This window comes from Pelagerythrobacter marinus, assembly GCF_034375205.1.
GTDB lineage: Bacteria > Pseudomonadota > Alphaproteobacteria > Sphingomonadales > Sphingomonadaceae > Pelagerythrobacter > Pelagerythrobacter marinus.
Map to the genome: position 1 here is coordinate 2,129,649 of NZ_CP139719.1, position 24,894 is coordinate 2,154,542.

The window sequence follows — 24,894 nt, forward strand, 5'->3', positions numbered from 1 at the left end:
GAGGTCGAAGCGAAACGCCCTGGCGCGCCCCATCAACGCCGGCGTCCGCCACGCACCGGGCCGCCGCGCGTCGGGGCATGGAAGTCGGGCGGCTTGTCGGCAATCCATTCGAGGAACCGCGCCACGGCCGGCTCGCGCGCCAGCCGGTCGCGGTCGTCGCCGATGCGGGCCAGCTGGGCATTGGTGAAATGGGCATGGATCGTGCGGTGGCAGATCGGGTGGACGGGAACGGTCGCCCGCCCTTTCCTGGCCCTGGGCACCGGGTGATGCCACTGGACGCGGCTCGCGATCGCACGGTGGCAAAGCCAGCAGGTCGCGCCCTCGTCATCCCCCGGCATCGGCGCGCGCAGTCTCTTCGGTGAACAGCTCGTCCTCGCGCGTCATCGTGCGCCCGGCCGCCTCGTACTGGATGGGCAGGTCGGCCGCGCCCCCCTGGCACACATGCATCTGCGCGAACCGCCCTTCGCGCAGGTCGACGAGGCCGTCGCGGATCGCGGGATAATTGGGCTCCCCCGCGGTGAAATTGGTCCGCACCATGCGGCTGAAGACGACATGGCGCCAGGGGCCGTCGTCGAACGCGATCTGCGCCTCCCCGCCCCCCGAATAGGGCACGGTGGCAAAGCGCGGGGGCGGTCCCTCGGGCGTGGGAAGGACGAGGTGCGCGGCGCCCCGCCCGAAGGAATAGCGGACCCGGGGCACGCCGCCGTCGCCGGTGGCCGCGCAGACGGAGAGCACGCGCCCGTCCGCCACCGTGCAGTGGAATATCGGTTCGGCCTGTGCCCCGCAGCGCGCGGCCAGCGCCGGGGCCGGTTCGACCCGCTCGCCCTGGCCCGCGCCGCCACAGGCCGCGAGGGCCGGCAGCGCGAGCAGGGCCGGCAGGCGGATCACTTGCCCTCGCCCGCCTTCTTCTTCTTCATCGTATCGTGGAAGCGGTCGGCCCAGCCCGGCTTCACCAGCTGTTCGGCGCGCACCATGCGCAGTTCACCGTCGTCGACGTCGCGGCTCACCGCGCTGCCGGCGGCGACGATCGCGTCGGCCCCGATCCGCACCGGGGCGATCAGCGCGCTGTTGCTGCCGATGAAGGCGCGCGGGCCGATCACGGTCTTGTACTTGAAATAGCCGTCGTAATTGCAGGTGATCGTGCCGGCGCCGATATTGGCGCCCGCCCCCACTTCGGCATCGCCGAGGTAGGTCAGGTGATTGGCCTTGGCCCCTTCGCCCAGCACGGCCTTCTTCATCTCGACGAAGTTGCCGACCTTGCTCCCCCTTTCCATCACCGCGCCGGGGCGCAGGCGGGCATAGGGGCCGACCTCGCAGCCGGGGCCGATCTCCGCCCCCTCGATATGGCTGAAGGCGCGGATCGTGGCGCCGTCGGCGACTTTCGCGCCCGGGCCGAAGACGACGTTGGGCTCGATCGTCACGTCGCGGCCGATCTCGGTATCGTAGCTGAAGAACACCGTTTCGGGCGCGCGGAGCGAGGCGCCGTTCGCCATTGTCTCCTCGCGCTTCATTTCCTGCCACTGCGCCTCGGCCCGCGCCAGCTCGGCGCGGCTGTTGATGCCGGCCACTTCGTCCGGCCGGTCGGTCACGACGACCGCGCTGTGGCGCCCGTCCTCGCGGGCGACGTTGACCACGTCGACCAGGTAGTATTCGCCCTGGCTGTTGTCGTTGCCGACCCGCCCGAGCAGGTCGAACATGTCGGCGGCCCGCGCGGCCATCAAGCCCGAATTGCACAGGCGGCAGGCCCGCTCCGCCTCGGTCGCGTCCTTGTGCTCGACCATCTTCTCGATCCGGCCATCCGCGTCGGCGATCACGCGGCCGTATTGCAGGGCATCGGCGGGTTCGAACCCGAGGACGACGACCGCCGGCGCATCGTCGGCATGGAGCCGGTCGAGCATGGCGCGCATCGTCTCCGCCCGCACGAAAGGCACGTCGCCGTAAAGGATCAGGACATCGCCCTCGAACCCGTCGAGGCTACCCTGCGCCTGCTGCACCGCGTGGCCGGTGCCCAGCTGCGGTTCCTGCAGGCAGGTCTCGGCCCGCCCGGCCAGCGCGCTTTCCAGCTGGTCGCGCCCGCTGCCGACGACGACAACCGTGCGCGCCGGCCCCAGCTCCGCCGCGGAGGCCATCAGGTGATCGATCATCGGCCGCCCGGCGATCGGGTGGAGGACCTTGTGCAGGCCCGACTTCATGCGCGTGCCCTTGCCCGCGGCAAGGATGACCGTTGCAAACTCTCTCATGCCCTGCCCCTTGCCAGCAAACGCTTGCGGTTTGAAGAACCTTGCGCCACCCCGCCCGCCATGGCGGATTTTCCTTTCGACGTCGTCGGCTTCGATCTCGACGGCACGCTCCTCGAAACGCATCGCGATCTCGGCGCGGCGGTGAACCACGCGCTGGCGCTGGGCGGGTTCGAAGTCGTCCCGGCGGACAGCGCGAAGGACCTGATCGGCGGCGGCGCCAAGATCATGCTACGGCGCGCGATCGACGACCAGGGCGGCATGGCGGACGACGATTTTCACGCGCTCTACAAGAAGATGCTGGCCTTCTACGGTACCAACAGCGCGGTCCACACCCGGCCCTATCCCGGCGCGGTCGAGGTGCTGGACGAACTGGCCGCGCGCGGCGTGCGCGTGGGGGTGGTGACCAACAAGTTCGAAGGCTTCGCCCGCGATATCCTGGGGGCGCTGGGCCTTGCCGACCGGTTCGACTGCGTGATCGGGGGCGACAGCCTGGGCCGCGATGCGGCAGGGCGGCGGCGGGCCAAGCCCGCGCCCGACCCGATTCTGGAAGCGCGCGCGTGCTGCGGCGGCGGGCGCATGGCCTATGTCGGCGACAGTTCTTACGACGTGCGCGCGGCGCGCGCGGCGGGGGTGCCGGTGGTCGCGGCCTGTTACGGCTATTGCGATCTCCCGCGCGAGGAGCTGGGCGCAGACGCGATGATCGATTCGTTCGCGGAGCTGATCCCGGCGCTGGAAGCGCTCTGACCCGGCCGCGCCGGCGGCCCGCGGCGGCCGGTGACCCTACGGCAACACGCCCTGCCGCGGACACGGTTGCATCGCCGCGCGGAACCTGCCACCCCCGCGCCAGATTGACGCAAACGTAAGGCCCGCGAGGGCTGTTGCACAGGAGAGAGAGCTCATGAGCATCGATTTCAAGGACAAGGTCGCGATCGTCACCGGCGCCGGCGGCGGGCTGGGCCGCGAATATGCGCTGGAGCTGGCGCGGCGCGGGGCGAAAGTCGTCGTCAACGACCTGGGCGGATCGCGCGACGGCACCGGGTCGTCCGACGCGGCAGCCCAGGTGGTCGAGGAAATCGAGAAGGCCGGCGGCACCGCGATGGCGAACGGCGGATCGGTGACCGAATACGAACAGATGGAAAAGATGGTCGCCGACGCCAAGCAGAAGTGGGGCGGCGTGCACGTGCTGATCAACAACGCGGGCGTCCTGCGCGACAAGACCTTCGCCAAGATGGACCCGGCCGATTTCGAATTCGTGGTCAAGGTCCACCTGACCGGTTCCGCCTTCGCGACCAAGGCCTGCTGGGAAACCTTCCGCGAGCAGGCCTATGGCCGCGTGCTGATGACCGCGTCCTCCACCGGCCTGTTCGGCAACTTCGGCCAGGCCAACTACGGCGCGGCCAAGCTGGGCCTGGCCGGCCTGACCAAGACGCTTCAGCTCGAAGGCGCGAAATACAACATCAAGGTCAACACGCTCAGCCCGGTTGCCGGGACGCGCATGACCGAAGATCTCTTCCCCGAAGAGGCGTTCAAGCTGTTCGACCCGGTCAACGTGGTCCCCGCCGCGCTCTTCCTGGTGAGCGAGGATGCCCCGACCAATGCCATCGTCGGCGCGGGCGCCGGCGGGTTCCACTCGGCCTGGGTCGTGATGAACGACGCCGTCTGGCTGAAGGAAGACGAGCGGACCGTCGAAGGCTTCGCCGCGAACTGGGACAGGATCTCGGGCATGAACAACCTCCAGGCCCCGCAGTCCGGCTCCGAACAGTCGGGCGCGATCCTCAAGGCGATGCAGGGCGTTCTGGGCGGCGACGCGGCCCCCTCCTCCGCCCGCGGGTAACCGCTTCTCGCGAAGATCGGCGACGGGCGCTGGCCGGCAGGTGCGCCCGTCGCCGCGGCTTTCGCCGCCCGCGCCGCTGCGCGGGCGCAGGTCAGCCGGAAACGGGCTTGAGCAGCTTGCGCTCGATCGGCGCGAGCACGCCGGCCAGCTCGTGCCCGCGCTTCAGCACCTGGCCGTGTTCGCCGAACAGGGTCCACATCCCCTGCCGGTTACGCAGCGCGGGGCGTTTCTCGATCCGCGCCTGCGGCCGCTCGGCCGCGCGGCGAAAGGCTGCGAAGGTCGCGGCATCGCGCGCGAAATCCATCGCGTAGTCGCGCCACTGGCCGGCGGCGACCATGCGGCCATAAAGGTCGAGTATCCGCTGCAGCTCGTCGCGCTGGAACGCCACCTGGTTCGGCTGGCGCCCGGGAAAGGCGACGATATTGGCAGGGGCCGCGCCCCCTGCCCCCGGCGGCGCCATCAGCTGTCCGTCCCGCTGCGCCGGGCAGGCTCGCCCCCGCCTGCGCGCAGCTGGTCCAGCTCGGCCCGCAGGTCGGCCACCTGGCGTTCCAGTTCGGCCATGCGGCCGGCGCCGTTCGCGCCGATTTCCTCGCAAGGTTCGTCGCACGGGGTGCCGTAGGGGATGAACTCGCGCAGCCATTCCTCCGCCGGGACGAGGGTGGAGCGGGCTTTCAGGCCGATCATCGTCGCCCCGTTGGGCACGTCGTCGGTAACCACGGCATTGGCGCCGATGCGCGCGCGTTCGCCCAGCGTGATCGGGCCGATGATCTGCGCGCCCGATCCGATGATCACCCCGTCGCGCACGGTCGGGTGGCGCTTGCCCCCCTTGCCGTTGGCAGGGTTCGTACCGCCCAGCGTCACGCATTGGTAAATCGTCACGTCATTGCCGATTTCCGCCGTTTCGCCGATCACGGTAAAGCCGTGGTCGATGAACAGGTTGCGGCCGATCCTGGCGCCGGGGTGGATGTCGATCGCGGTCAGCCAGCGCGAGAAGTGGTTGACCAGCCGGGCGAGGAAATAGAGCCGCGCCTGGAACAGCCAGTGCGCCAGGCGGTGCAGGCCCACGGCCAGGACGCCGGGATAGAGCAGCACCTCCCAGCGCGATCGCGGCGCGGGATCGCGCGCCTGGATCGAGTCGAGATAGGCAAGCAGGCGGTCGAACATCGGCCCGATAGTCCCATTTCCGGCCCGGCGAGGCAAGCCGGGGCTAGTTCGGGGGGTCAAAGTCGAGCTTTTGCTGCTCCGGCCCCATTACCGCCGCGAGCGCATCGCGCCAGATCGACATCGTCGCCGGCGCCTTGCGCTCGAGGCTAAGCCGGTCGATCGCCGCGACCAGCCGCTCGATACCCGCGAAGCCGCGTTCGGCCCGGGGCACGAGATAGGTAAGCGCGCCTTCGCCCAGCGCAAGGCCGCGCTGGGTGGCATGGGCCTCTATCAGGTCGGCGACCATGGCATCGTCGGGCACGCCGATCTCCAGCGTCAGCGCGGCACCGATGCGGCTGCGCAAGTCGGGCAGGGCAATGGTCCATGCCGGCGCCCGCGCCGTCAGCAACAAGGGCCGGCCTTCCTCCTGCGCGCGGTTCCAGCGATGGAACAGGGCGGTCTCGTCGAGCCGGTCGGCATCGTCGATCGCCTCGCCCTGCCCGCTGGCGGCGAACCAGCGCGCGAACAGCGACTTGCCCGCGCGCGGCGGACCGAGCAGGACCGCGGTGCCGAACGGCCAGCCGGCCGGTTCCTGCAAGGCGTCGGCCACGTGGCGGTTGGCATTGCCCAGCACGATCCGCGCGGGATCGCCGCGCCTGCGCACCACCAGGGGCAGGGCAATCTGCGACATGCCCCGGGCCTAGCGGCTGATGGCCAGCGAATTGCCCGACTGGCGCACGGCAAAGCCCCGCGCGCGCAGCGCGGCGGCGAGCTGGTCGAGGGTGCCCGTGAAAGTGACCGCCATGACCGAACTGCCCCCGATCGCGGTGCTGGTGACCGCCGTTCCGCGCACGCCCGGCGCGGCGCGAACACCGGCCAGCGAGGCGTCGAAGGCGCCCGCGTCGGGCGTGGCGAACTGGACCGAGTAAGTCGTCGCCTGGACCGGCTGTTCCGGCTGGTCGGGGGCGGCCGGCGTCTCGCCCGCGGCTTCCTGCGTCGCGGCCTGTTCGCGCGCGGCGGCCGCGGCCCGCTCGCGCGCGAGGGCCGTGCGGCCGATCTCGATCAGGCGCTGCAGGGCAGGCTCCGCCTCCACCGATCCGAGGTCCAGCGTCGGGTCGGGCTTCAGCTTGCCTTCGGCCAGCGCGCGTTCGAAGATCGTGTTGAACCGCGCGACCGCGCGCTCCAGCATCGGTTGCAGTTCCTCGGGGCTCTCGGCCCGCATGGCGAAGCTGTCGAGATATGTATTGTCGGGGCCGTAACGGGCGGTGAAGGTCCCCTCCACCGGGCCGCCGGGCCATTGGTATTCGAGATGCGCGACCGGCACCAGGACGTCGGCGGCGCTGAACTGGTCGAGCACGTTGCGCCACCACAGGCGGCTGCGCCGCCCCGTCTGGCCAAAGTTGATCAGCAGCGAATCGCCCCCTGCCCCGGACGGGCGGACGTAATTGATCCGGCTCGACCCGGTCTGGTACTCGGCCCAGGCGCGCTGCCACGGGTTGCGCGCCTCGTAAACGGTGTAGGCCCCGGCCGAACGCGTGACGGGGACCAGCAGCATCGGCGCCGATCCCGGGCCGCGCCCGCTCGCCCCCAGCATCGATCCCGCCCGGCCACGGTCGAACGTGACGCCGAGCCGCGCGATATAGCGGCGCGGGCCGATCTTCTCGTCTTCGATCACCATGGCGACGACCAGGCCCTGCAGCTGGCTGTCCGAAATGCTCGGCCCGCCCAGCTTTTCCCAGGCCTTGCGCTGGGCCTCGCGCCAGCCTTTCTCGCGCGCGTCCTCGGCATTGTCGCCGCGCACGTCCACCTCGATCCCGCCAATGTCGATATCGCCGGTGCTGGCGATCGGCGCGATGCCGCGTTCCCCCTCGACCTGCGCCCACAGCGCCGCGCCGCCCGCCGCGCAGGCGAGAACGGCCGCGAAGATCAGCGAAGGGCGCGGGAGGCGGGAGAGCGAAAGGGTATGGGCCATAGGGGAAAACTCGCGGCCTTTTGCCGAAACGGGCATGGAAATCCAAGCGCGAAAGTCTAAAGCGCTTAGCCGATGTCAGAGCAAGAAAACACGTCCGGCGGCTACACCTATGCCCAGGCCGGTGTCTCGATCGACGCGGGCAATGCCCTCGTCAAGGCTATCGGCCCGCTGGTCAAGGCGACCGCGCGCCCCGGCGCCGATGGCGAGATCGGCGGCTTCGGCGGGTTCTTCGATCCCCGCGCGGCCGGCTATCGCGATCCCCTGCTGGTCGCCGCGAACGACGGCGTCGGCACGAAGCTGAAACTGGCGATCGATCACGACCTGCACGACACGGTCGGCATCGACCTGGTGGCCATGTGCGTCAACGACCTGATCGTCCAGGGCGCGGAGCCGCTGTTCTTCCTCGACTATTTCGCGACCGGCAAGCTGGAGACCGGCGTGGCGGAGCGGGTCATCGCCGGCATTGCCGCGGGCTGCCGCGAAGCTGGCTGCGCGCTGATCGGCGGCGAGACCGCCGAAATGCCGGGCATGTACGCCCCCGGCGATTACGACCTGGCAGGTTTCTGCGTCGGCGCGGTCGAGCGCGGCGAACAGCTGACCGGCGAAGGCGTACGCCCGGGCCAGATCCTGCTGGGGCTGGCCAGTTCGGGCGTTCATTCCAACGGCTATTCGCTCGTCCGCCGGCTGGCGGCCGACAAGCAGTGGAAGCTCGACGCCCCCGCGCCCTTCGACGCGCAGCGCACGCTGGTCGAAACGCTGATCGCGCCGACGAGGATCTACGTGAAGGCGCTGCTGCCCGCGATCCGCGCGGGGAAGATCGCCGCGCTCGCGCATGTCACCGGCGGCGGCCTGCTGGAGAACATTCCCCGCGTCCTGCCCGCGGGCGCCCATGCGGCAGTCGATGCCGATGGCTGGGAACAGCCGCCGGTCATGGCCTTCCTCCAGGCCGAAGGCGCGATCGCCCCGGCGGAGATGGCGCGCACGTTCAACTGCGGCGTCGGCATGGTCCTGGTCGTGGAAGAAGGCGCGGCCGACCAGGTCGCCCGCGAGCTCGCCGATGCGGGGGAACGCGTCGTGCGGGTCGGCACGATCGAGGCGGGCGAACGCGGCTGCACCGTGCGCGGCAGCGCGGGGACCTGGCAGGCGGACGAGGCGTGGGAGGCGCGCCACATTGCCTGACGGCACGCGCCCCCGCGCCCGGGTCGCCGTGCTCGTATCGGGCAAGGGGACCAACATGGCCGCCCTGCTCTACGCCTCGCGCCTGCCGGGGGCAGCCTACGAGATCGTCCTCGTCGCCAGCAACGACCCGGCGGCGGAAGCGCTTGCCCTGGCCGAGGCGGAGGGCGTGCCGACTTTCGCCCTCGCCCACCGCGGCATGAAACGCGCCGAGCACGACGCGGCGATGGACGCGGCGATCCGCGAAGCCGGGGCCGAATATGTCGTCCTGGCCGGGTACATGCGCATCCTTGGCCCGGCCATCGTCGCCGCGTGGGAGGGGAAGATGCTCAACATCCACCCCTCGCTCCTGCCCCGCTATCCCGGGCTCGACACCCATGCCCGCGCGATCGCGGCGGGCGACAGCCACGCCGGCGCCTCGGTCCATCTCGTGACCGACGATCTCGACATGGGCGAAGTCCTGGGCCGGGCCGAAGTCGCGATCCTGCCCGGCGACACGGCGGAAACCCTGGCCGAGCGGGTCAAGCTCGCCGAACACCAGCTCTATCCCCGCGTCCTGGGCGACTATGTCGCGCGCCCGTTCGACCCGGAATGGCTGGTGGCGCAAGTGCGCGAACGCGCGATGGCCCTGCCCCGAGCGGAGGAGACGGTGAGCCACGGAATGCCCTGTTTCGGGATCGAGAAGGGCAAGAAATTCGCCTGGGTCAGCGTCGATCGCCACGGCGACGCGGCGACCGCGCTGCTGGCGAAGATCAGCGGCGCCGACGAGCAGGAGCAGCTGATCGAAAACGATCCGCGACGCTATTACCGGCCGCCCTATTTCGGCGACGGCTGGATCGGGATCCGGCTGGACCTGGGCGATACCGACTGGGACGCGGTCGACGGCTGGATCCGGCGCAGCTGGCGCGCGGTGGCGCCCAGGTCGCTCGCCGGCCTGGTCGACGCGGCCGACGCGTTCTGACATCGCGCCCCGGCCCGCCCCCTCTCGACGGGGCCGGCCGGCAAGGCTACCCACCGATGCCATGGATATTCTCGTTTCGACCGGCTGGCTGGCGGACAACCTCGCCCGCGTGGCCGTGATCGACGCCAGCAAGCACCTCCCCGCGGCCGGACGCAATGCCCGGGCGGAATTCGCCGCAGGGCACATTCCCGGCGCGCGCTTCCTCGACCTCGCGAGCCTGCAGGACGATAGCTCCCCCGTGCCGGCCGCCGTGCCCCGGGGGGCGCAGTTCGCGCAGCGGCTGGCCGCGCTGGGGGTGGAAAGCGGGTGCCCGGTCGTCCTGTACGACGACAGCGCACTGCGCAGCGCGGCGCGGGCCTGGTTCCTGTTCCGCCTCTTCGGATGCGCCGAGGTCGCGATCCTCAATGGCGGGCTGGCGAAATGGCGGGCCGAAGGGCGCGCGCTGGAAACCGGCGAGGCGAACCATGCGCCCTGCCCCATCGGCGCACCGCGCGATCCCGATGCCGCCCGTCTGCGAACGCGGGCGCAAGTCCTCGCCAGCCTGGTCGACCCGCGCGAGCAGATCGTCGACGCGCGCGACGCGGACCGCTTCACCGGGGCGGCGCAGGACATCGTCCACGGCCTGCCCGGCGGCCACATCCCCGGCGCGCGCCACCTGCACTACCGCGACCTGCTGAACGACGACGGGACATTCCGTCCGCGCGACGATCTGCGCGCCGCCTTCGATGCGGCAGGCGTCGATCTTGATCGCCCGGTCACGGCCAGCTGTGGCAGCGGGGTGACCGCGGCGGTCGTGCTTTTCGCCCTCGCCCTGCTGGGCAAGGAGGACGCCGCGCTCTACGATGGCAGCTGGAGCGAATGGGCGGCCGATCCCGATCTGCCGCGCGAAACGGGGGCCCCGGCATGAGCGCGAAGAACGACAGCGGCGCGAGCGGCAAGGGCGGGCCGAACACCCGCCTCGCGGCGGCCGGGCGGCGGCCGGAATGGACCGGCCCGGTGGTCAACCCGCCGGTCTGGCGCGCGAGCACGCACCTCTATCCCGACACCGCGGCGTTGAAGGAAGGCGGCAGGACGAACGAGGACGGCCGGTTCTTCTACGGCCGGCGCGGCGCGCCCACCCAGTGGGCCCTGGCAGAGGCGCTGACCGCGATCGAACCGGGCGCTGCGGGCACGGTTCTCTATCCCAGCGGGGTCGCCGCGATTGCCGGCGCGCTTCTGGCCGTGCTCAAGCCCGGCGACGTCCTGCTGGTGACCGACAATGCCTATGAACCCAGCCGGGTCATGGCCAATGGCCTGCTTCGCCGCATGGGGGTGGAGGCACGCTTCTTCGACCCGCGCGACGTCGACGGCTTCGCCGCGCAGTTCTGCGAGCGGACGAAAGCGGTGCTGCTGGAAAGCCCGGGCAGCCTGACGATGGAAGTCTGCGACGTTCCGGCACTGGCCGCCATCGCGCGCGAGAAAGGCGCGGTCAGCCTGATCGACAACACCTGGGCCTCCCCCCTCGGCTTTCCCGCGCTCGAACGGGGATGCGACATCGCGATCACCAGCCTGACCAAGCATGTCGGCGGCCATTCGGACCTGATGATGGGCGCGGCCAGCGGCGGGGAGCGGTGGTATCGCCGCCTGCGCCAGACCGCGCAGGCCCTCGGCCAGGTCGTCTCGCCCGACGACGCCGCGCTCGCGCTGCGCGGGCTGCGCACGATGGGCCTGCGGGTCGAACGCTCCGCCGCCACCGCGCTGGCGCTTGCCGAATGGCTCGAAGGCCGGGACGAAGTGGCCCACGTGCTCTGCCCGATGCTGCCCGGCTCACCCGGCCACGAGCTGTGGCGGCGCGACTTCGCCGGAGGCTGCGGCCTGTTCAGTTTCATATTCGCGTCCGACGACGCGGAAGCGGCCGACCGTTTCGTCGATGCGCTTTCGCTGTTCGGGATCGGGTTCAGCTGGGGCGGGTTCGAAAGTCTCGCCCTGCCGATCGACCCCGCGAAAGTCCGCACCGCCAGCGCCTGGCCGCCCGCCGGCTGGGCGCCCGGCCACCGCCGCGGCGTGCGCCTGTCGGTGGGGCTGGAGGACCCGGCGGACCTCGTCGCGGACATGGACCAGGCATTTACCGGCACGAGGCAAGCATGACCCAGCCCCTTCCCACCGCATCGCCCGAGGCCGAAGCCGCGACCGACGGCGCCGCCCTGCCCGACCCCGCCGGGGGCACCGCCGCGGCGGATGCGCCCGCCACCGCGGCTGCCGCGGCGCCCGTCCCGAGCCCTGCCCCCGCCGAGCCGGTCGGCGCGGCCGAGGATCTCGCGCAGGCCGTGGCGTCGAAGAGCGAGACGGTCGGCGGCGTGGTCGAGACGCTCGATGCGCTCGCCCTCAGCGTGGGCGACATGCGCATCTCGCTGTGGGACGCGCTGGTGGTGACCGCGGTGATCGTCGGCATCTACCTGCTCGCGCTGTTCGGCAGCAAGCTGGCGCGCGCCGTTCTGCGCCGCATCTCGCGCTTCGATTCGACGCAGCAGCTCCTGGCGGAAAAGCTGGTCTCGATCACGGTCTGGACCATCGCCGTCCTGCTCGGCATCGACGTTCTCGGGATCGACCTCACCGCGCTTGCCGTCTTCTCCGGCGCGTTCGGCCTCGCGATCGGTTTCGGCCTGCAGAAGACCTTCGGCAACCTGATCGCCGGGATCATCCTGCTGATGGACCGGTCGATCAAGCCGGGGGACGTGATCGCGATCGCCGACCAGGCAGGCAATTCGACCTTCGGGCAGATCCGCAAGATCGGCATTCGCGCGGTCTCGCTGACCACGCGCGACCAGAAGGAATACCTGATCCCGAACGAGAACCTGATGATCAACCAGGTCGAAAACTGGTCCTATTCCTCGCGCAACGTCAGGGTCCAGGTGCCGGTGGGCGTGTCGTACAACTGCGATCTCGACCTGGCCGAGAAGCTGATGCTGGAGGCCGCGCGCGCCGCCCCGCGGGTGCTCGACACCCCGCCGCCGACGGTCTGGCTGGACCAGTACGGCGCAAGCTCGGTCGATTTCGTCATCCACTGCTGGATCACCGACCCGGAAGCCGGGATCGGCAACGTGCGATCGCAGGTGCTGAAGAACCTGTGGAACCTGTTCCAGCGCGAAGGGATCGAGATCCCCTTCCCCCAGCGCGACATCAACTTGCGCGGAAACGAGCAGTTCGAACAGCTTATCGCGGCCATCTCACAACGCCTGGAAACCCGCGAAAGCTAGGCTTGCGAGGCCGCTACCGCGGCTATCAAAACCAATCCTAGCGGCACTGACATGCATTCTCGTTGGCGCGGCGCGGCGCGGCCGCGCATCTTGCGCCGCATGGATACTGTCGGAACCGTTTACCTGGTCGGCGCCGGCCCGGGCGACCCGGACCTGCTGACCCTGCGCGCGGCGCGCCTGCTGGAACGGGCCGAAGTGGTCGTCCACGACGGCCTGGTCGACCGCGCCGTGCTCGCGCTGGCCGCGCGCGACGCGCAGATGATCTCGGTCGCCAAGCGCCGGGCCCACCACACCCTGCCGCAGGAGGCGATCTGCGAGCTTCTGGTGCGCGAGGCGCGCAAGGGCCGCGCCGTCGTGCGGCTGAAGGGTGGCGATCCGTTCATCTTCGGCCGCGGCGGGGAAGAAGCGGAAGCCTGCCGCGCGGCCGGCGTCCCGGTCGAGATCGTGCCCGGGATCAGCGCCGCCAACGGCGCGGCCGCGGCCACCGGCATCGCCCTGACCCACCGCGACGCGGCCAGCGTGGTCAGCTTCGTCGCCGGCCAGTGCAAGGGCCTGTCCGACCAGGACTGGGCCGGCCTGGCGGGCAAGGGGCGGACGCTGGTGATCTACATGGGCGTGAAGACCGCGCCGCGGATCGCGGAAAAGCTGATGGCGGACGGGCTCGCGCCCGACATGCCGCTGGCGGTGATCGAGAACGCCTGCCGGCCCGCGATGCGGGTCCTGCGCGGCCCGCTCGCCGCGCTTCCCGAGCTGGTCGCGCGCGAAAGCGTGAAGAGCCCGGCGCTGATCGTGATCGGCGAGGTCACGGCACGCGACGATGCACATGTGGCCGCGCTGGCGGCGGAGGCAGCAGAATGAAGATCGTTACCGGAAACGACCTCAAGACCGGGGCCGTCGTGTGGTGGACCGGCGTCGACTGGTCGATCCATGTCGAGGACGCGGTCGATGCCGGCGAACAGGCGGAAGACATCGCCACCCGCGAAGAGGCCGCCCGCCGCGTCAACGCCCCCTACGTGATCGAGGGGGAGAAGACCGCCGAGGGCGTTCGCCCGGCCCATATCAAGGACCGGATCCGCGCGCTGGGTCCGACCGTTCGCCCCGACCTCACGCTCAAACCCGCCGATCCGACGGCCGGCAACTGGGTGATCTGATGTACAAGTACGACCAATACGACCAGGCCATGGTCGATGCCCGCGTCGCCGAGTTCCGCGACCAGGTGCGTCGCCGGCTCGAAGGCAAGCTGAGCGAGGACCAGTTCAAGCCGCTGCGCCTGATGAACGGCCTCTATCTCCAGCTCCACGCCTACATGCTGCGGGTCGCCGTGCCCTACGGCACGCTCAATTCGCGGCAGATGCGCGCGCTGGCCGACATCGCCGAGAAGTACGATCGCGGTTACGGCCATTTCACCACCCGCCAGAACATCCAGTACAACTGGATCAAGCTGGAGGATGCCGGCGACATCCTGGCCGACCTGGCCGCGGTGGAAATGCACGCCATCCAGACCAGCGGCAATTGCATCCGCAACATCAGTTCCGATCACTTTGCCGGTGCCACGGCCGACGAGCTGGTCGATCCGCGGCCCTATGCCGAGCTGCTGCGCCAGTGGTCGAGCTTCCACCCCGAGTTCCTGGCCCTGCCGCGCAAGTTCAAGATCGCGGTGATCGCCAGCGAGGCCGACCGCGCGGCGATGAAGCTGCACGATATCGGCATTCGCATCGTGAAGAACGACGCGGGCGAACTGGGCGCGGCGTTCTACGTCGGCGGCGGGATGGGCCGCACGCCGATGATCGCCCCGTGCATCCGCGAATTCGTGCCGCTCGACCAGCTGGTCATGTATGCCGAGGCGTGCCTGCGGGTCTACAACCGCCACGGCCGCCGCGACAACAAGTTCAAGGCGCGAATCAAGATCCTGGTCCACGAACTCGGCGCGGACGAATATACGCGCCAGGTGGAAGAGGAATTCGCCCACCTCCTCGACCAGGGCATCGAGCCGCCCCGGGCGGAGCTGGAGCGGATCAAGACCTTCTTCGCCGATCCCGCTTTCGAAACCGGCCTGCCGGAAGACATCGACCGGTCGGACCCGGAATTCGCGCTCTGGGTCGATCGCAACTGCGTGGCGCACAAGGCGCCCGGCTATGTCTCGACGGTCATCAGCCTCAAGCCGGTGGGCGGCATCCCGGGCGATGCCAGCGCCGAACAGATGCGCCTGATCGCCGACCTGGCGGAGCGCTACAGCTTCGACGAGCTGCGCGTGATGCACACGCAGAACATCGTTCTGCCCCATGTCCGCAAGGCCGATCTCCATGCGCTGTGGAGCGCGCTGGACGAGGCCGGGCTTGCCGCGCCCAACCTCGACCAGGTGGACGACATCATCGCCTGCCCCGGCCTCGATTACTGCAGCCTCGCCAATGCCCGCTCGATCCCGGTGGCGCAGCAGATTTCCGAACGCTTCGCAGCGAACGGCAAGGGCAAGATCCTGGGCGAGCTGAAACTGAAGATCTCCGGCTGCATCAACGCATGCGGCCATCACCATGCCGGGCACATCGGCATCCTGGGGGTCGATCGCAAGGGGGTCGAGAACTACCAGCTCCTGCTGGGCGGGAGCGAGGCGGACGATACCTCGCTCGGCAAGATCACCGGCCCGGGCTTCGACGAGGCCGGGATCGTCGACGCGGTGGAAAAGGCCACCGACGTCTATCTCGCGCGGCGCCAGGACGGGGAACGCTTCCTCGACACCTATCGCCGGATCGGCATGGAACCGTTCAAGGAGGCGCTCTATGGCTGAGCTGCTGCGTTTTCGCGACGACGAGCCGGTCGATCACCCGGCGGTGACCGTCGATGCCTTCCTCGACCAGTCGAACGCCGCGGCCGTGCGGATCGAGCCGGGCGACGACGCGCGCGCGCTGATCCCGCACCTCGACCATGTCCGCCTGGTCGAAGTGAACTTCCCCGCCTTCACCGACGGGCGCGGCTATTCCGCGGCGCGCGTGCTGCGCGAAGCGGGCTATGCCGGCGAACTGCGCGCGGTGGGCGACGTGCTGGTGGACCAGCTTTCGGCTATGCGCCGGTGCGGGTTCGATTCCTTCGCCCCCGATCGTCCGTTCGACCCGGCCGATGCCGACGCCGCCTTCCGCCACTGGCCCCATGTCTACCAGCCGGCTGCCGACGGGCGCATGCCGATCTGGAACCTGCGCCACGGGACGGACAATGGCTGACGCCGACCCGATCCGCCTGCGCGACCGGATCGAGACGGGGCCGCGGTTCACCGATGCCGACGCGATCCGGCTGAACCGCCGGTTCCGCGGCGCCGACACGGCCGAGATGCTGCGCGCCGTCATCGACGAAGGGCTGGTCGGCCGTCTTGCCACGGTTTCGAGCTTCGGCGCGGAAAGCGCTGTCCTGCTTCACCTCGTGGCCCAGGTCGATCCCTCGCTGCCGGTCCTGTTCCTCGAAACGGGCAAGCATTTTCCCGAGACGCTGGCCTACCGTGACCAGCTGGTCGAACAGCTCGGCCTGACCGGGCTGGTGAACCTGACGCCCGATCCCGCGCTGCTGGCCAAGCGCGACGAGAGCGGGCTGCGCTGGTCCTACGACCCCGATGGCTGCTGCGAGATCCGCAAGGTCCTGCCGCTCGCCGCGGCGCTGGCCGGTTTCGATGCCACGCTCACCGGGCGCAAGGCGTTCCAGTCCGCCACGCGCGCCAACCTGCCCCGGTTCGAGGTCGACAGCTCCGACGCGCAGGGGCGGCTCAAGATCAACCCGCTGATCGACTGGAGCGCAGAGGACCTGGCCGCCTATATCGCAGAGCACGACCTGCCGCCGCACCCGCTGGTGGCCGAAGGCTACCCGTCGATCGGATGCAGCCCCTGCACCCACAAGGTCGCCCCCGGGGAAGACCCGCGGTCCGGCCGGTGGAAAGGCTGGGACAAGACCGAGTGCGGCATTCACACCCCGCTGACCCCCGACGGCGAGCTGCCGCCGGGATACGATCCCGCGTTCTAGCGGTCCCGCGCCCGCGCGCACGTCGGGCGCGGCGCGATGAGACGACGCGGGCAGGCGCGGCCTAGAGCCACCCTTGCTCGCGATACCAGCGCGCCGTGGCGGCCAGCCCCTCGACAGTGGCGATGCGCGGCTGCCAGCGATCGCGCGGAACCGCCCGCGCGGGGTCCGCCACCCAGTCAGGGTGGCACATGTAGCCGACCCGGTCGGGCGTCAGGCGCGCCCTGGCCCGGCGCACGCTGCAATCGATCCGCGATGCCCAGTCGAGCACCGTGCGCGAGAGGTGCGGCACCCACGGGCGCCGCCCCACGGCCTGGCCGATCGCCAGCGCCAGCGCGCGATGCGGCCAGCCGCCTTCGCGCCCGTCGTCGGGCTCGAACGTCGCCCCGCTCACGTCCTCGCCCCCCGGCACGAGCGCGAGGAGAAGCCGGGCCAGGTCCTCGACATGGATCATCGAGGCGCGGCCCGGCGGCGGCATCGGCACGACCCCGCGGCGGGCGGCGCGGAACAGTTCGAACATGTCGCGATCGCGCGGGCCGTAAACGGCCGGCGGGCGCACGGTCGTCCAGTCGAGCCCGCTGGCCGCGACGATCTTCTCCGCCCGCGCCTTCGACGCGCCGTAGGCCGAAAGGTCGGGCCGGCGCGCGGCGAGCGAGGATACGAACACGAAACGGCGCACACCGGCGGCCTTTGTCGCCTCGACGAGGGCCAGCGTGCCGGCGACGTTGGCCGCCTCGAACTCTTCGGGAACGAGCGTGCTGGTCAGCCCGGCGATGTGGATCACCGCCTCGGCCCCTTCGACCAGCCGGGCCAGGGCCTCGCGGTCGGACAGGCTGCCGCGGACCCAGTCGATCCCGGGCCGCGATTCGGCGGGAACCTTGCGCGCCAGCGCGCGCGCGGCCAGCCCGCCTTGCGCGATCGCGTCCAGCGTCGCCTGCCCGACGAACCCGGTCCCTCCGGTCAGTGCCAGGGTCGCTGCATTGCGGGTCATAGCATCACCATGTGATCGCGGTGGACGACGGCCGCCCGCGGGGCATAGCCCAGCACCGCCGCCTGTTCGGCGCTGCGCCGGCCGATCAGCGCGCGGCATTCCTCCGCCCGGTATTCGGCCAGCCCGCGGGCCAGGGCCCCGTTCGCCGGGTCGCGGATCTCGACCAGGTCGCCACGCTCGAACGCGCCTTCGACCGCGGTGATCCCGGCGGCGAGCACGCTGCCGCCTTCCGCCAGGGCGGCGGCACAGCCCCCGTCGACGCGCACCACGCCCTTCACCCGCAGGCGCCCGCCCAGCCATGCCTTGCGCGCACCGTCGCGACGCCGCGGCAGGAAGAGCGTGCCCTGCCCTTCCCCCACCGCGCGCGCGATCGGCGCCCGGTGGGTGCCGTTCACGATCGCAAGCGCAATGCCGGCCCGCTCGGCGATCTCGGCCGCCTGGAGCTTGGACACCATCCCGCCCGAACCGAGGCCGGAGGCGGAGCCGCCATCGGCCATGGCGCGGATCGACTGGTCGATCCCCTGGACCACCGGGACGAGCCGCGCGCCGGCCTCTGCCGGGTTGCGATCGAACAGCCCGTCGACGTCGGACAGCAGCAGAACCGCGTCCGCCCGCGCGGCCTGGGCGACGCGCGCGGCGAGCCTGTCGTTGTCACCGAAGCGGATTTCCTGGGTCGCGACCGAATCGTTCTCGTTGATCACCGGCACCGCGCCGTTTTCGAGCAGGCGGGCCAGCGTGGACGCGGCATTGAGGTAGCGCCGCCGATCCTCGAGGTCCTCCAGCGTCAGGAGCAGCTGGGCCGCGGTGAGCCCGTGCGTGCCGAGGGATCGGGACCAGAGCGAAGCGAGCGCGATCTGCCCGACCGAGGCCGCCGCCTGGGCATCGGCCAGCGTCGCCCGGCCGCCCTTGTCCAGCCCCAGCTTCGCCGCGCCGAGGGCAATCGCGCCCGAACTGACGACGACCACCTCCTGCCCGCCGGCGCGCAAGCCCGCGATCTCGCCGGCGATCGAACGCAGCCAGTCGGCACGCGCGCAGCCGGCCCCGTCGACCAGGAGGGAGGAGCCGATCTTGAGCACGATTCGCCCTGCAAGCCGGGGATCGGTCAGGTGCTGGAGCGCGGCAATGGCCATGCGGCGCGCTTAGCCGAGCGGTTCGATTCCGTCATCCACTACCTGCCTGCGCCGCGACCGCGCGGCCGGGGCCCTAGCCGAGCGGCGACCAGTCGCCTTCGGCGCCCGGATCATCCTCGACCTCGCTGCCCTTGGTCTCGGTCGCCGTGCGATCGGGCAGGTAGGCCAGGACGGCGTCGAGCAGCGGCTCGATCCCTTCGCCCGTCGCGCCCGAAACGCCGAAGACCTCGTCCGCTCCTGCAGCGCGAAGTTCCTCGGCAAAGCCGGCGACCAGCTCGGCATCGGCAAGGTCCACCTTGTTCAGCGCCACCAGCTGCGGTTTCTCGGCCAGGCCTTCGCCATAGGCGGCCAGTTCCGCCCGCACGGTCTGCATCGCCCCGGCCGGGTCCTGCCCCGCGATATCGACCAGGTGGATCAGCACACGGCAGCGTTCGATGTGACCGAGAAACCGGTCGCCGATCCCCGCGCCTTCGGCCGCGCCGGCGATCAGGCCGGGAATGTCGGCCAGCACGAATTCGCGCCCCTTGTGCCGCACGACGCCCAGCTTGGGGATCAGCGTGGTGAAGGCATAGTCGCCGACCTTGGCCCGGGCATTGGTCACCTGGTTGATGAAGGTGGATTTGCCGGCATTGGGCAGGCCCAGCAGGCCCACGTCGGCGAGCAGCTTCAGCCGCAGCCAGACCCACATTTCCTGTCCCGGCTCGCCCGGCTGGTGCTGGCGCGGGGCGCGGTTGGTGCTGGTCTTGTAACTGGCATTGCCCCGGCCGCCCATTCCGCCTTCGAGGAACACGATGCGCTGGCCGACCTCGGTGAAATCGGCCAGGATCTCCTCCTTGTCTTCCGACAGGATCTGCGTACCCACGGGGACTTCGATCACCAGGTCGGGCGCGCCCGCCCCGGTCCGGTCCTTGCCCATGCCGTGCCCGCCGCGCTGGGCCTTGAAATGCTGGGTATAGCGGAAATCGATCAGGGTATTGAGGCCGGCCACCGCCTCGAACACGATGTCGCCCCCGCGGCCGCCATTGCCGCCGTCGGGCCCGCCATATTCGATATACTTCTCGCGCCGGAAGCTCACCGCCCCGGGGCCGCCCGCGCCGGACTTGAGGAAGATCTTGGCCTGGTCGAGGAAATGCATAGTCTTTTCAGCCTCAAGCGCCGTTGAGCCCAGTGCCCGTGGCTATCCTTGCGCATTCGGCCGCGAAAGCAAGCGGTGCGCCGCGCTATTCATGCCGGTGCCTGGCGCCGCGATCGATCGGGCGGCGCTGTGCCTGGTGGAGCCGAGGGGAATCGAACCCCTGACCTCGTCATTGCGAACGACGCGCTCTCCCAACTGAGCTACGGCCCCGTTCCAGGTCTCTTGCCGGGCTGCGGTTCGCGCCGGCGAGCGCGCCCCTTAGCGAAACCGGCGCGCGGTGCAAAGGGCAAATTCGCATCCCGCGCGGCCCGGCCCCTGTGCCGGCGGCGGCCGGTCGCGCCGGTCAGGCGCCGGTGTCGCCGGCGCTGTCGTTCGCGCGGTCGCCGGCGTTGTCCTCGGCGTCGTCATCGGCGCCCTCGGGCCCCGGGGTCAGAACGATCGTCGGCGTCTCGGCAGGCTCCTCGGCAACCGTGCCGGTCAGGTCGGCGCCGAAGCCGGGCTGCGCCGCGACGTTCGCCTCCCCCTGGACGACGGGCTGCGACACGGCCTGAACCGCCTCGCCCGCCGGCGGGATCGCGGCCTGCTGCACCGCGCCGGGCTGCCCGGGGGCGGGCACGGTCGGCGCGGCCGGCTGGGCCACCTGGCTGGGGGACGGGTCGAACGTGGGGATCGCCTGGACGGTGGCCGCATCGGTCCCACCGGCGGCCTGCGCGGTGCCGTCCGCGCTCGCGACGCCCGCTCCGATCGAGGCCGTGCCGATCGAGCCCGTGCCGATCGAGCCTGTGGCGGCGGTGCCCGTGTCGGCCGCACCGGGGCCCGAAACCAGCGTGGCCGCCGGCTGCGGCGGACCATATTCGGCATCCCACGAAGCCACGGCGCTGCGATACTGTTCGTACGAGCTGAAGAAATCTTCGAAAACGGCCTCGAGCACCGGGAGGCTGCGCAGCGCGAAGCTGTCGATCTCGTCCGGCTCGACCAGCAGCGATTCGCGCGCCACCTGCTGCGAGACGTCGCAGAACTCGTCCAGCGCGGGCGGCAGGGCGAAGTAGTTGTAGACCTGCGTCATGTAGCGGTCGTAGGCCGCGCGCCCTTCGGAGCCGTAGCTCTCGCGGTACTGGGCCAGGAGATTGCGATTGGTCCGCGCCAGCGCCTTCTCGCCCCGTTCGAGCAGCGACTTGTACGCGGGGAGGATTTCCGCGTGTTCGGGCTCGAGGCAATTGAGCGCGGCCACGTTGAGCGCGGAGCGCACGTTCCAGATCGTCTGCGCGGTGGACAGGCCGTAATTGACCGTGCGCCGCACGCCGTCCGGGCCGACCGGGGGGATCGCCATCGAGGCGGTCGCGCCGTCGGGCGGGGTCGGGCGCGGCGGAACGACCTTGACCGGCGGCGGCGGCGGGGGGGGCGGCGGCGGCGGCGGCGGGGTGGCGCAACCCGCCAGCATGGCCATGCCGCCGGCAATCGCCAGTAGCTGAATCCGACCGGTGGTCAGTCCGAACATTATTGCAGATCCTCCTTCGCCCGCGCGGCAGGGTGCGCCATCGCAGCTTGCGGCAACATTAAGCGCGCGACCCTAGTCGCAGGCACGGGCAAAGAAAATGCCCGAGACGCACGAGGCGCCCCGGGCACGATGAATCGAGTCCTGTGTGCAATTACTCGCGGTTGCCGAGAAACTGCAGCAGGAACATGAACATATTGATGAAATCGAGGTACAGGCTCAGCGCGCCGAGGACGACCGCCTTGCCGGCCCAGTCCGTCCCGCGGACCTGGAAGTACTGCGATTTCAGGCGCTGCGTGTCGTAGGCGGTGAGGCCGGCGAAGATCAGCACACCGATCGCGCCCACCGCGTAATGCAGCGCGGGCGATTGCAGCCACAGGTTGAGCAGGCTCGCCACGATCAGGCCGATGACGCCCATGATCAGGAAGCTGCCCCAGCCGCTGAGATCCTTCTTCGTGGTGTAGCCCCAGAGGCTCAGCCCGGCGAAGGCCGCCGCGGTGGCAAAGAAGGTCACCGCGATCGAAGGGCCGGTGTAGACCACGAAGACCGACGACAGCGACAGGCCCATCAGCACGGCGAAGGCCCAGAACATCGCCTGGAGCGTGGTCTTGCCGAAGCGGTTCGCGCCGAAGCTCATCGCGAAGACGATCGCCAGCGGCGACAGCGCGACGATCCAGCGCATCGGGCCAGAGAAGAGATCGTAGGCCAGCCCGCTCATGAACGTGAGCAGGGCCACGATCCCCGTCAGCAGGATGCCCGAGGTCATGTAGTTGTAGATCGACAGCATGTGCTGCCGCAGACCCGCATCGAAGGTCTCGCCGGCGGCAACCTGGCCGCCGTAGGCGGGGGAGGCGCCGAATCCCGTCTGAGATCGGCGGGGTTCGTTCCAGTCAGCCATTGTAATCAGCTCTCCATTCCCGGCGGCGGAATGGCCGCCGGCTCACCGGCCAATATCGCTTGCCGGGCCCGGTTTTTCAAGGGATCGCTGCGCCGCGACGCTCAGGCCTCGCCCGCGGCATCGACCAGCGCGGCGGCCAGGGCATCGCGGGGCGACTTGTCGCTCCAGAGCACGAACTGGAACGCGGGGTAGAACCGGTCGCATTCGTCGATCGCGATTTCCACCAGCGCCTGCGCCTGGTCGAGGCTGAGCAGCCCGTCGTCGCCGAGCATGACGCCGTGGCGATAAACGAGCATGTCGCCCTGCGACCAGATGTCGAAATGCCCGAGCCAGAGCTGTTCGTTGACCAGCGCCAGCAATTCGTAGGCGTCGCGCAGCTTGTCGCGCGAAAGGCGGATGTCGGGCAGGCTGATAAGCTGGAGGACGCGGTCTTCCGGGCGCCAGACCCCGCGCAGCTGGTACGCGCCCCAGCTGCCCTGGATCTCGCCCAGCATCTCCTCCTCGGAAACCGACTGGCAGGGCCAGCCGCGCGCCTCGAACAGGGCCGCCAGCATGTCCACCGGTGCGGCGTCGTCGCTCAACTGCATGCTTTTCGCGCCACGTCCCATCGCCGTTAAATCCCGGTTAGCAATTACGATGCGCTGGATGCAGTGAGACGGGGCGGCGTTGCAATCGCGCGCCGTGCGGCTGCTGGGGAGAACCGAACAAGACTGTTCAAAGCTTGTGTAAAAAAGAACGCGGCGGCTGCCCGCCGCCAGGCCTAGAGCGGGGAGATTTCCTCGCCTTGCGCGCTGGTGAAGGGGAAGCTGTCCAGCCCCGCCTCGCGCAGCGCGTTGACGGCGTCCGCGGCGGCTTTGGCGCTGGGGAAAGGCCCTGCCAGCAGACGGTTCGCCTGGCCCCAGGGCGCGGTCATCGGCTCGAATTCGCCCAGGATTTCAGGTGCCTTGCGGCTTATCCGGCGCCAGTCGAAACGGAACGCCTCGAGGTCGCGGCCGGTCGCCACCTGGACCCAGAAACGCCGCGGATGGGCCGGCGGCGCGGGTTCGGCGGCCGGCTTTTCCTCGACTTCGCGCGGCGGCTCGATCGTGCGGATATCGACCACGTCGGGCGACTGCGGCGCATTCGCGCGCGGGAGCAGGCGGAAATCGGCGAAGGCATCCTCCACCCGCGCCGCGGGCCCCGGAGTCGCGCCGGAGGCTGGACGGGCGGTCGGGCTGCCGGTCGCAGCGCCTTGTTCGGCCCCACTGCGCTCGGCTCCAGCCGCCACGGCCCCCGGCACGGCCGCCAGGTCGAAACCGGGCGCGGCGGGGGTGCCGCTCGCTGCAGCCAGGGCCGCCGGAGCCGCGTCGGGCATGGCCGGTGATGCCGCATTGGCCCCGGCGGCCGGTGCGCCGCCCTCGCCCGCATCGTCGGTGGACGCCGCGATTTGCTGGACCACGGGCTGCGAGACGACGGGAACCGGCGCCCGCGCTTGCGCGGCCGGCGGCAGTTCGGCCGGCTCGGGCCCCGCCCCCGGCGACGCCTGCGAGGTCGCAGCCACCCGCCCCGGTGCCGGGCCGTCTGCCGGCGGTTCGGTGGGGGCCGCCGCGGCGGCGCGGCCGCGATTGCGCGCGGCACGGCGGCTCTCGCGCGTGGTGGCCGCTTCGCGCCGTTCCTCCGCCCGGCGCTGCGCGCGCGGCCCCAGCGGCTCGCCCTGCGGGGCCAGCCGGGCATCGGGGGCCGCGGCGGGCGATCCGCGCCGCGCGGCATATTGCGCGATGCGCGGATCGTCGCGCCCGATCTGCGCCGCGCGCGGGAACATGCCGAGATTGGCGGCAGCCGCCTGCTGCGCCCGGGTCAGGCGGCCCATGTACTGCAGGTAAGGCGCGATCCGCGCCGAAAGGTCGCGCGGCATGACCGCCTCGGCAATGGCGACCGCCTCGTCCTCTTCGCCCAGGATCGCGAGGCCGAAGGCGCGGGCGCGGAACGAGGCGAAGTCCTGGCTTTCGAGGAGCGGGTAGAGCGTCTCTTCGAACCCTTCCCTGTCGCCGGCGATCGCCTGGCTGATCGCCAGCCGCCGCGTGGTCTCGTCGTCCGCGCCGCTGGCCAGCGCGAGGCGATATTGCGCCTGGGCGGCGGCGGAATCGCCGACGAGGTCGTAGGCGAGGCCGCGCTCGCTGGCAAAGGCGCGGGTGGACACGCCGGCACGCTCCGCCTCCTCGAACAGGCGCAGCGCCTCCAGCGGCCGCTCGGAGCGGACGAAAGCGCCTGCCAGCCCCAGCTTGATCCGGGGATTTTGCGGCGAAAGTTCCTGCGCGCGGCCGAAGAAGCCGATCGCGGCGTCGATGTCGTCGAGCGCGAGCGAGGCGTTGCCGGCATCGATCAGCGCATCGACATCGCGCGAATCGCGCGCCAGCCGCTGGAGCGCGGACGTCAGATCGTTGACCCCCGCGGGCGGCAGCGGCTGGACCACCGGACGCGACACCGCATCGCCGGACTGCGCCGCGACCGGCGCGGCGAAACCCAGCCCGGCGAGGCCGAGCAGGGCGGCCCCGATCACACGTGGCCCGATCGGGGAGGGGCCGGGCGCGCGGCGGCCAAACGGGATCTGGAGAGGTCGGTTTCGCATTGCCGTGAAGCAGCACTTAGCCCGTGACGCCACGCCTTCATAGGGCCGCGGGCGGAAATGACCGGCAAGGCGTGGC

26 protein-coding genes and 1 tRNA gene are annotated in these 24,894 nt (G+C 70.7%); 12 read left to right on the forward strand and 15 right to left on the reverse strand.

Annotated features, from left to right (window positions below; translation table 11 throughout):
• Positions 1 to 32: 32 nt before the first annotated feature.
• The 3 genes from T8T98_RS10465 to glmU are packed head-to-tail and all read right to left on the reverse strand — an operon-like array spanning position 33 to position 2,240.
• Positions 33 to 338, reverse strand: coding sequence for an HNH endonuclease (locus T8T98_RS10465; protein WP_251105227.1), 306 nt, complete (start codon positions 336 to 338; stop codon positions 33 to 35).
• Complete coding sequence (locus tag T8T98_RS10470; protein WP_322295664.1) at positions 325 to 888, reverse strand: hypothetical protein; 564 nt, start codon at positions 886 to 888, stop codon at positions 325 to 327. Before T8T98_RS10470 ends, T8T98_RS10465 begins: the two co-directional genes overlap by 14 nt.
• Positions 885 to 2,240: a bifunctional UDP-N-acetylglucosamine diphosphorylase/glucosamine-1-phosphate N-acetyltransferase GlmU gene (gene glmU, locus T8T98_RS10475; protein WP_251105225.1), complete on the reverse strand. Its 1,356-nt coding sequence runs from the start codon at positions 2,238 to 2,240 to the stop codon at positions 885 to 887. Before glmU ends, T8T98_RS10470 begins: the two co-directional genes overlap by 4 nt.
• A 60-nt stretch (positions 2,241 to 2,300) precedes the next feature.
• On the opposite strand from glmU, the gene T8T98_RS10480 reads away from it, so the two are divergent.
• Positions 2,301 to 2,984: an HAD hydrolase-like protein gene (locus tag T8T98_RS10480; RefSeq protein WP_251105224.1), complete on the forward strand. Its 684-nt coding sequence runs from the start codon at positions 2,301 to 2,303 to the stop codon at positions 2,982 to 2,984.
• A 154-nt stretch (positions 2,985 to 3,138) separates the two neighbouring features.
• The gene (locus T8T98_RS10485; RefSeq protein WP_160733746.1) at positions 3,139 to 4,074 is read left to right on the forward strand and encodes an SDR family NAD(P)-dependent oxidoreductase; all 936 of its coding nucleotides are present in this window, start codon (positions 3,139 to 3,141) and stop codon (positions 4,072 to 4,074) included.
• Between the two features lie 91 nt (positions 4,075 to 4,165).
• Here T8T98_RS10485 and T8T98_RS10490 read toward each other — a convergent pair whose 3' ends face one another.
• Genes T8T98_RS10490 through T8T98_RS10505 form a run of 4 tightly spaced genes read right to left on the reverse strand, consistent with a single transcriptional unit; the run spans position 4,166 to position 7,189 of the window.
• Positions 4,166 to 4,534 (reverse strand): DUF2794 domain-containing protein, encoded by a 369-nt coding sequence (locus T8T98_RS10490; RefSeq protein ID WP_251105223.1) that lies wholly within the window; start codon positions 4,532 to 4,534, stop codon positions 4,166 to 4,168.
• A complete protein-coding gene (gene epsC, locus T8T98_RS10495) occupies positions 4,534 to 5,238 on the reverse strand; it encodes a serine O-acetyltransferase EpsC (RefSeq protein ID WP_251105222.1) in 705 nt (234 codons plus the stop codon). The genes T8T98_RS10490 and epsC overlap by 1 nt, the downstream gene beginning before the upstream one ends.
• A gap of 43 nt (positions 5,239 to 5,281) precedes the next feature.
• On the reverse strand, positions 5,282 to 5,908 hold the full coding sequence (locus T8T98_RS10500; protein ID WP_251105221.1) for a P-loop NTPase family protein: 627 nt from the start codon (positions 5,906 to 5,908) through the stop codon (positions 5,282 to 5,284).
• A gap of 9 nt (positions 5,909 to 5,917) precedes the next feature.
• On the reverse strand, positions 5,918 to 7,189 hold the full coding sequence (locus tag T8T98_RS10505) for a heavy-metal-associated domain-containing protein (protein WP_160733750.1): 1,272 nt from the start codon (positions 7,187 to 7,189) through the stop codon (positions 5,918 to 5,920).
• Positions 7,190 to 7,261: 72 nt separating this feature from the next.
• Between T8T98_RS10505 and purM the strand changes: the two genes are divergently transcribed.
• From purM to T8T98_RS10555, 10 genes are all read left to right on the forward strand, one after another.
• On the forward strand, positions 7,262 to 8,368 hold the full coding sequence (gene purM, locus T8T98_RS10510; protein WP_251105220.1) for a phosphoribosylformylglycinamidine cyclo-ligase: 1,107 nt from the start codon (positions 7,262 to 7,264) through the stop codon (positions 8,366 to 8,368).
• Between the two features lie 55 nt (positions 8,369 to 8,423).
• Positions 8,424 to 9,326, forward strand: a complete 903-nt coding sequence (gene purN, locus T8T98_RS10515; RefSeq protein WP_251105961.1) for a phosphoribosylglycinamide formyltransferase — start codon at positions 8,424 to 8,426, stop codon at positions 9,324 to 9,326.
• 61 nt (positions 9,327 to 9,387) lie between these two features.
• On the forward strand, positions 9,388 to 10,233 hold the full coding sequence (locus T8T98_RS10520; protein WP_251105219.1) for a sulfurtransferase: 846 nt from the start codon (positions 9,388 to 9,390) through the stop codon (positions 10,231 to 10,233).
• On the forward strand, positions 10,230 to 11,453 hold the full coding sequence (gene metC / locus T8T98_RS10525) for a cystathionine beta-lyase (RefSeq protein ID WP_322295665.1): 1,224 nt from the start codon (positions 10,230 to 10,232) through the stop codon (positions 11,451 to 11,453). The genes T8T98_RS10520 and metC overlap by 4 nt, the downstream gene beginning before the upstream one ends.
• Entirely contained in the window at positions 11,450 to 12,562 is a 1,113-nt protein-coding gene (locus T8T98_RS10530; RefSeq protein WP_160733755.1) for a mechanosensitive ion channel family protein, read from the forward strand. Before metC ends, T8T98_RS10530 begins: the two co-directional genes overlap by 4 nt.
• A 99-nt stretch (positions 12,563 to 12,661) precedes the next feature.
• Positions 12,662 to 13,420 carry a uroporphyrinogen-III C-methyltransferase gene (cobA, locus tag T8T98_RS10535; protein ID WP_251105217.1) on the forward strand — a complete coding sequence of 253 codons (759 nt, stop codon included), beginning with the start codon at positions 12,662 to 12,664 and terminating at the stop codon, positions 13,418 to 13,420.
• Positions 13,417 to 13,713: a DUF2849 domain-containing protein gene (locus tag T8T98_RS10540; RefSeq protein WP_160733757.1), complete on the forward strand. Its 297-nt coding sequence runs from the start codon at positions 13,417 to 13,419 to the stop codon at positions 13,711 to 13,713. Before cobA ends, T8T98_RS10540 begins: the two co-directional genes overlap by 4 nt.
• Positions 13,713 to 15,347 carry a nitrite/sulfite reductase gene (locus T8T98_RS10545; protein ID WP_251105216.1) on the forward strand — a complete coding sequence of 545 codons (1,635 nt, stop codon included), beginning with the start codon at positions 13,713 to 13,715 and terminating at the stop codon, positions 15,345 to 15,347. The genes T8T98_RS10540 and T8T98_RS10545 overlap by 1 nt, the downstream gene beginning before the upstream one ends.
• A complete protein-coding gene (locus T8T98_RS10550; protein ID WP_251105215.1) occupies positions 15,340 to 15,777 on the forward strand; it encodes a DUF934 domain-containing protein in 438 nt (145 codons plus the stop codon). Before T8T98_RS10545 ends, T8T98_RS10550 begins: the two co-directional genes overlap by 8 nt.
• On the forward strand, positions 15,770 to 16,564 hold the full coding sequence (locus T8T98_RS10555; protein ID WP_160733760.1) for a phosphoadenylyl-sulfate reductase: 795 nt from the start codon (positions 15,770 to 15,772) through the stop codon (positions 16,562 to 16,564). Before T8T98_RS10550 ends, T8T98_RS10555 begins: the two co-directional genes overlap by 8 nt.
• Before the next feature lie 61 nt (positions 16,565 to 16,625).
• On the opposite strand, the gene T8T98_RS10560 is transcribed toward T8T98_RS10555, so the two are convergent.
• From T8T98_RS10560 to T8T98_RS10595, 8 genes are all read right to left on the reverse strand, one after another.
• The gene (locus T8T98_RS10560; RefSeq protein WP_251105214.1) at positions 16,626 to 17,552 is read right to left on the reverse strand and encodes an NAD-dependent epimerase/dehydratase family protein; all 927 of its coding nucleotides are present in this window, start codon (positions 17,550 to 17,552) and stop codon (positions 16,626 to 16,628) included.
• Positions 17,549 to 18,682 carry a glutamate 5-kinase gene (proB, locus tag T8T98_RS10565; protein ID WP_251105213.1) on the reverse strand — a complete coding sequence of 378 codons (1,134 nt, stop codon included), beginning with the start codon at positions 18,680 to 18,682 and terminating at the stop codon, positions 17,549 to 17,551. Before proB ends, T8T98_RS10560 begins: the two co-directional genes overlap by 4 nt.
• Before the next feature lie 73 nt (positions 18,683 to 18,755).
• The gene (gene cgtA / locus T8T98_RS10570; protein ID WP_160733763.1) at positions 18,756 to 19,817 is read right to left on the reverse strand and encodes an Obg family GTPase CgtA; all 1,062 of its coding nucleotides are present in this window, start codon (positions 19,815 to 19,817) and stop codon (positions 18,756 to 18,758) included.
• 134 nt (positions 19,818 to 19,951) lie between these two features.
• A tRNA-Ala gene (locus T8T98_RS10575) sits at positions 19,952 to 20,027 on the reverse strand.
• Between the two features lie 133 nt (positions 20,028 to 20,160).
• On the reverse strand, positions 20,161 to 21,315 hold the full coding sequence (locus tag T8T98_RS10580) for a hypothetical protein (protein ID WP_251105212.1): 1,155 nt from the start codon (positions 21,313 to 21,315) through the stop codon (positions 20,161 to 20,163).
• A gap of 151 nt (positions 21,316 to 21,466) precedes the next feature.
• Positions 21,467 to 22,210 carry a Bax inhibitor-1/YccA family protein gene (locus T8T98_RS10585; RefSeq protein ID WP_160733765.1) on the reverse strand — a complete coding sequence of 248 codons (744 nt, stop codon included), beginning with the start codon at positions 22,208 to 22,210 and terminating at the stop codon, positions 21,467 to 21,469.
• A 101-nt stretch (positions 22,211 to 22,311) separates the two neighbouring features.
• Complete coding sequence (locus tag T8T98_RS10590; protein WP_407675122.1) at positions 22,312 to 22,797, reverse strand: type III secretion system chaperone family protein; 486 nt, start codon at positions 22,795 to 22,797, stop codon at positions 22,312 to 22,314.
• Between the two features lie 173 nt (positions 22,798 to 22,970).
• Complete coding sequence (locus T8T98_RS10595; protein ID WP_322295666.1) at positions 22,971 to 24,749, reverse strand: tetratricopeptide repeat protein; 1,779 nt, start codon at positions 24,747 to 24,749, stop codon at positions 22,971 to 22,973.
• Positions 24,750 to 24,894 lie beyond the last annotated feature (145 nt).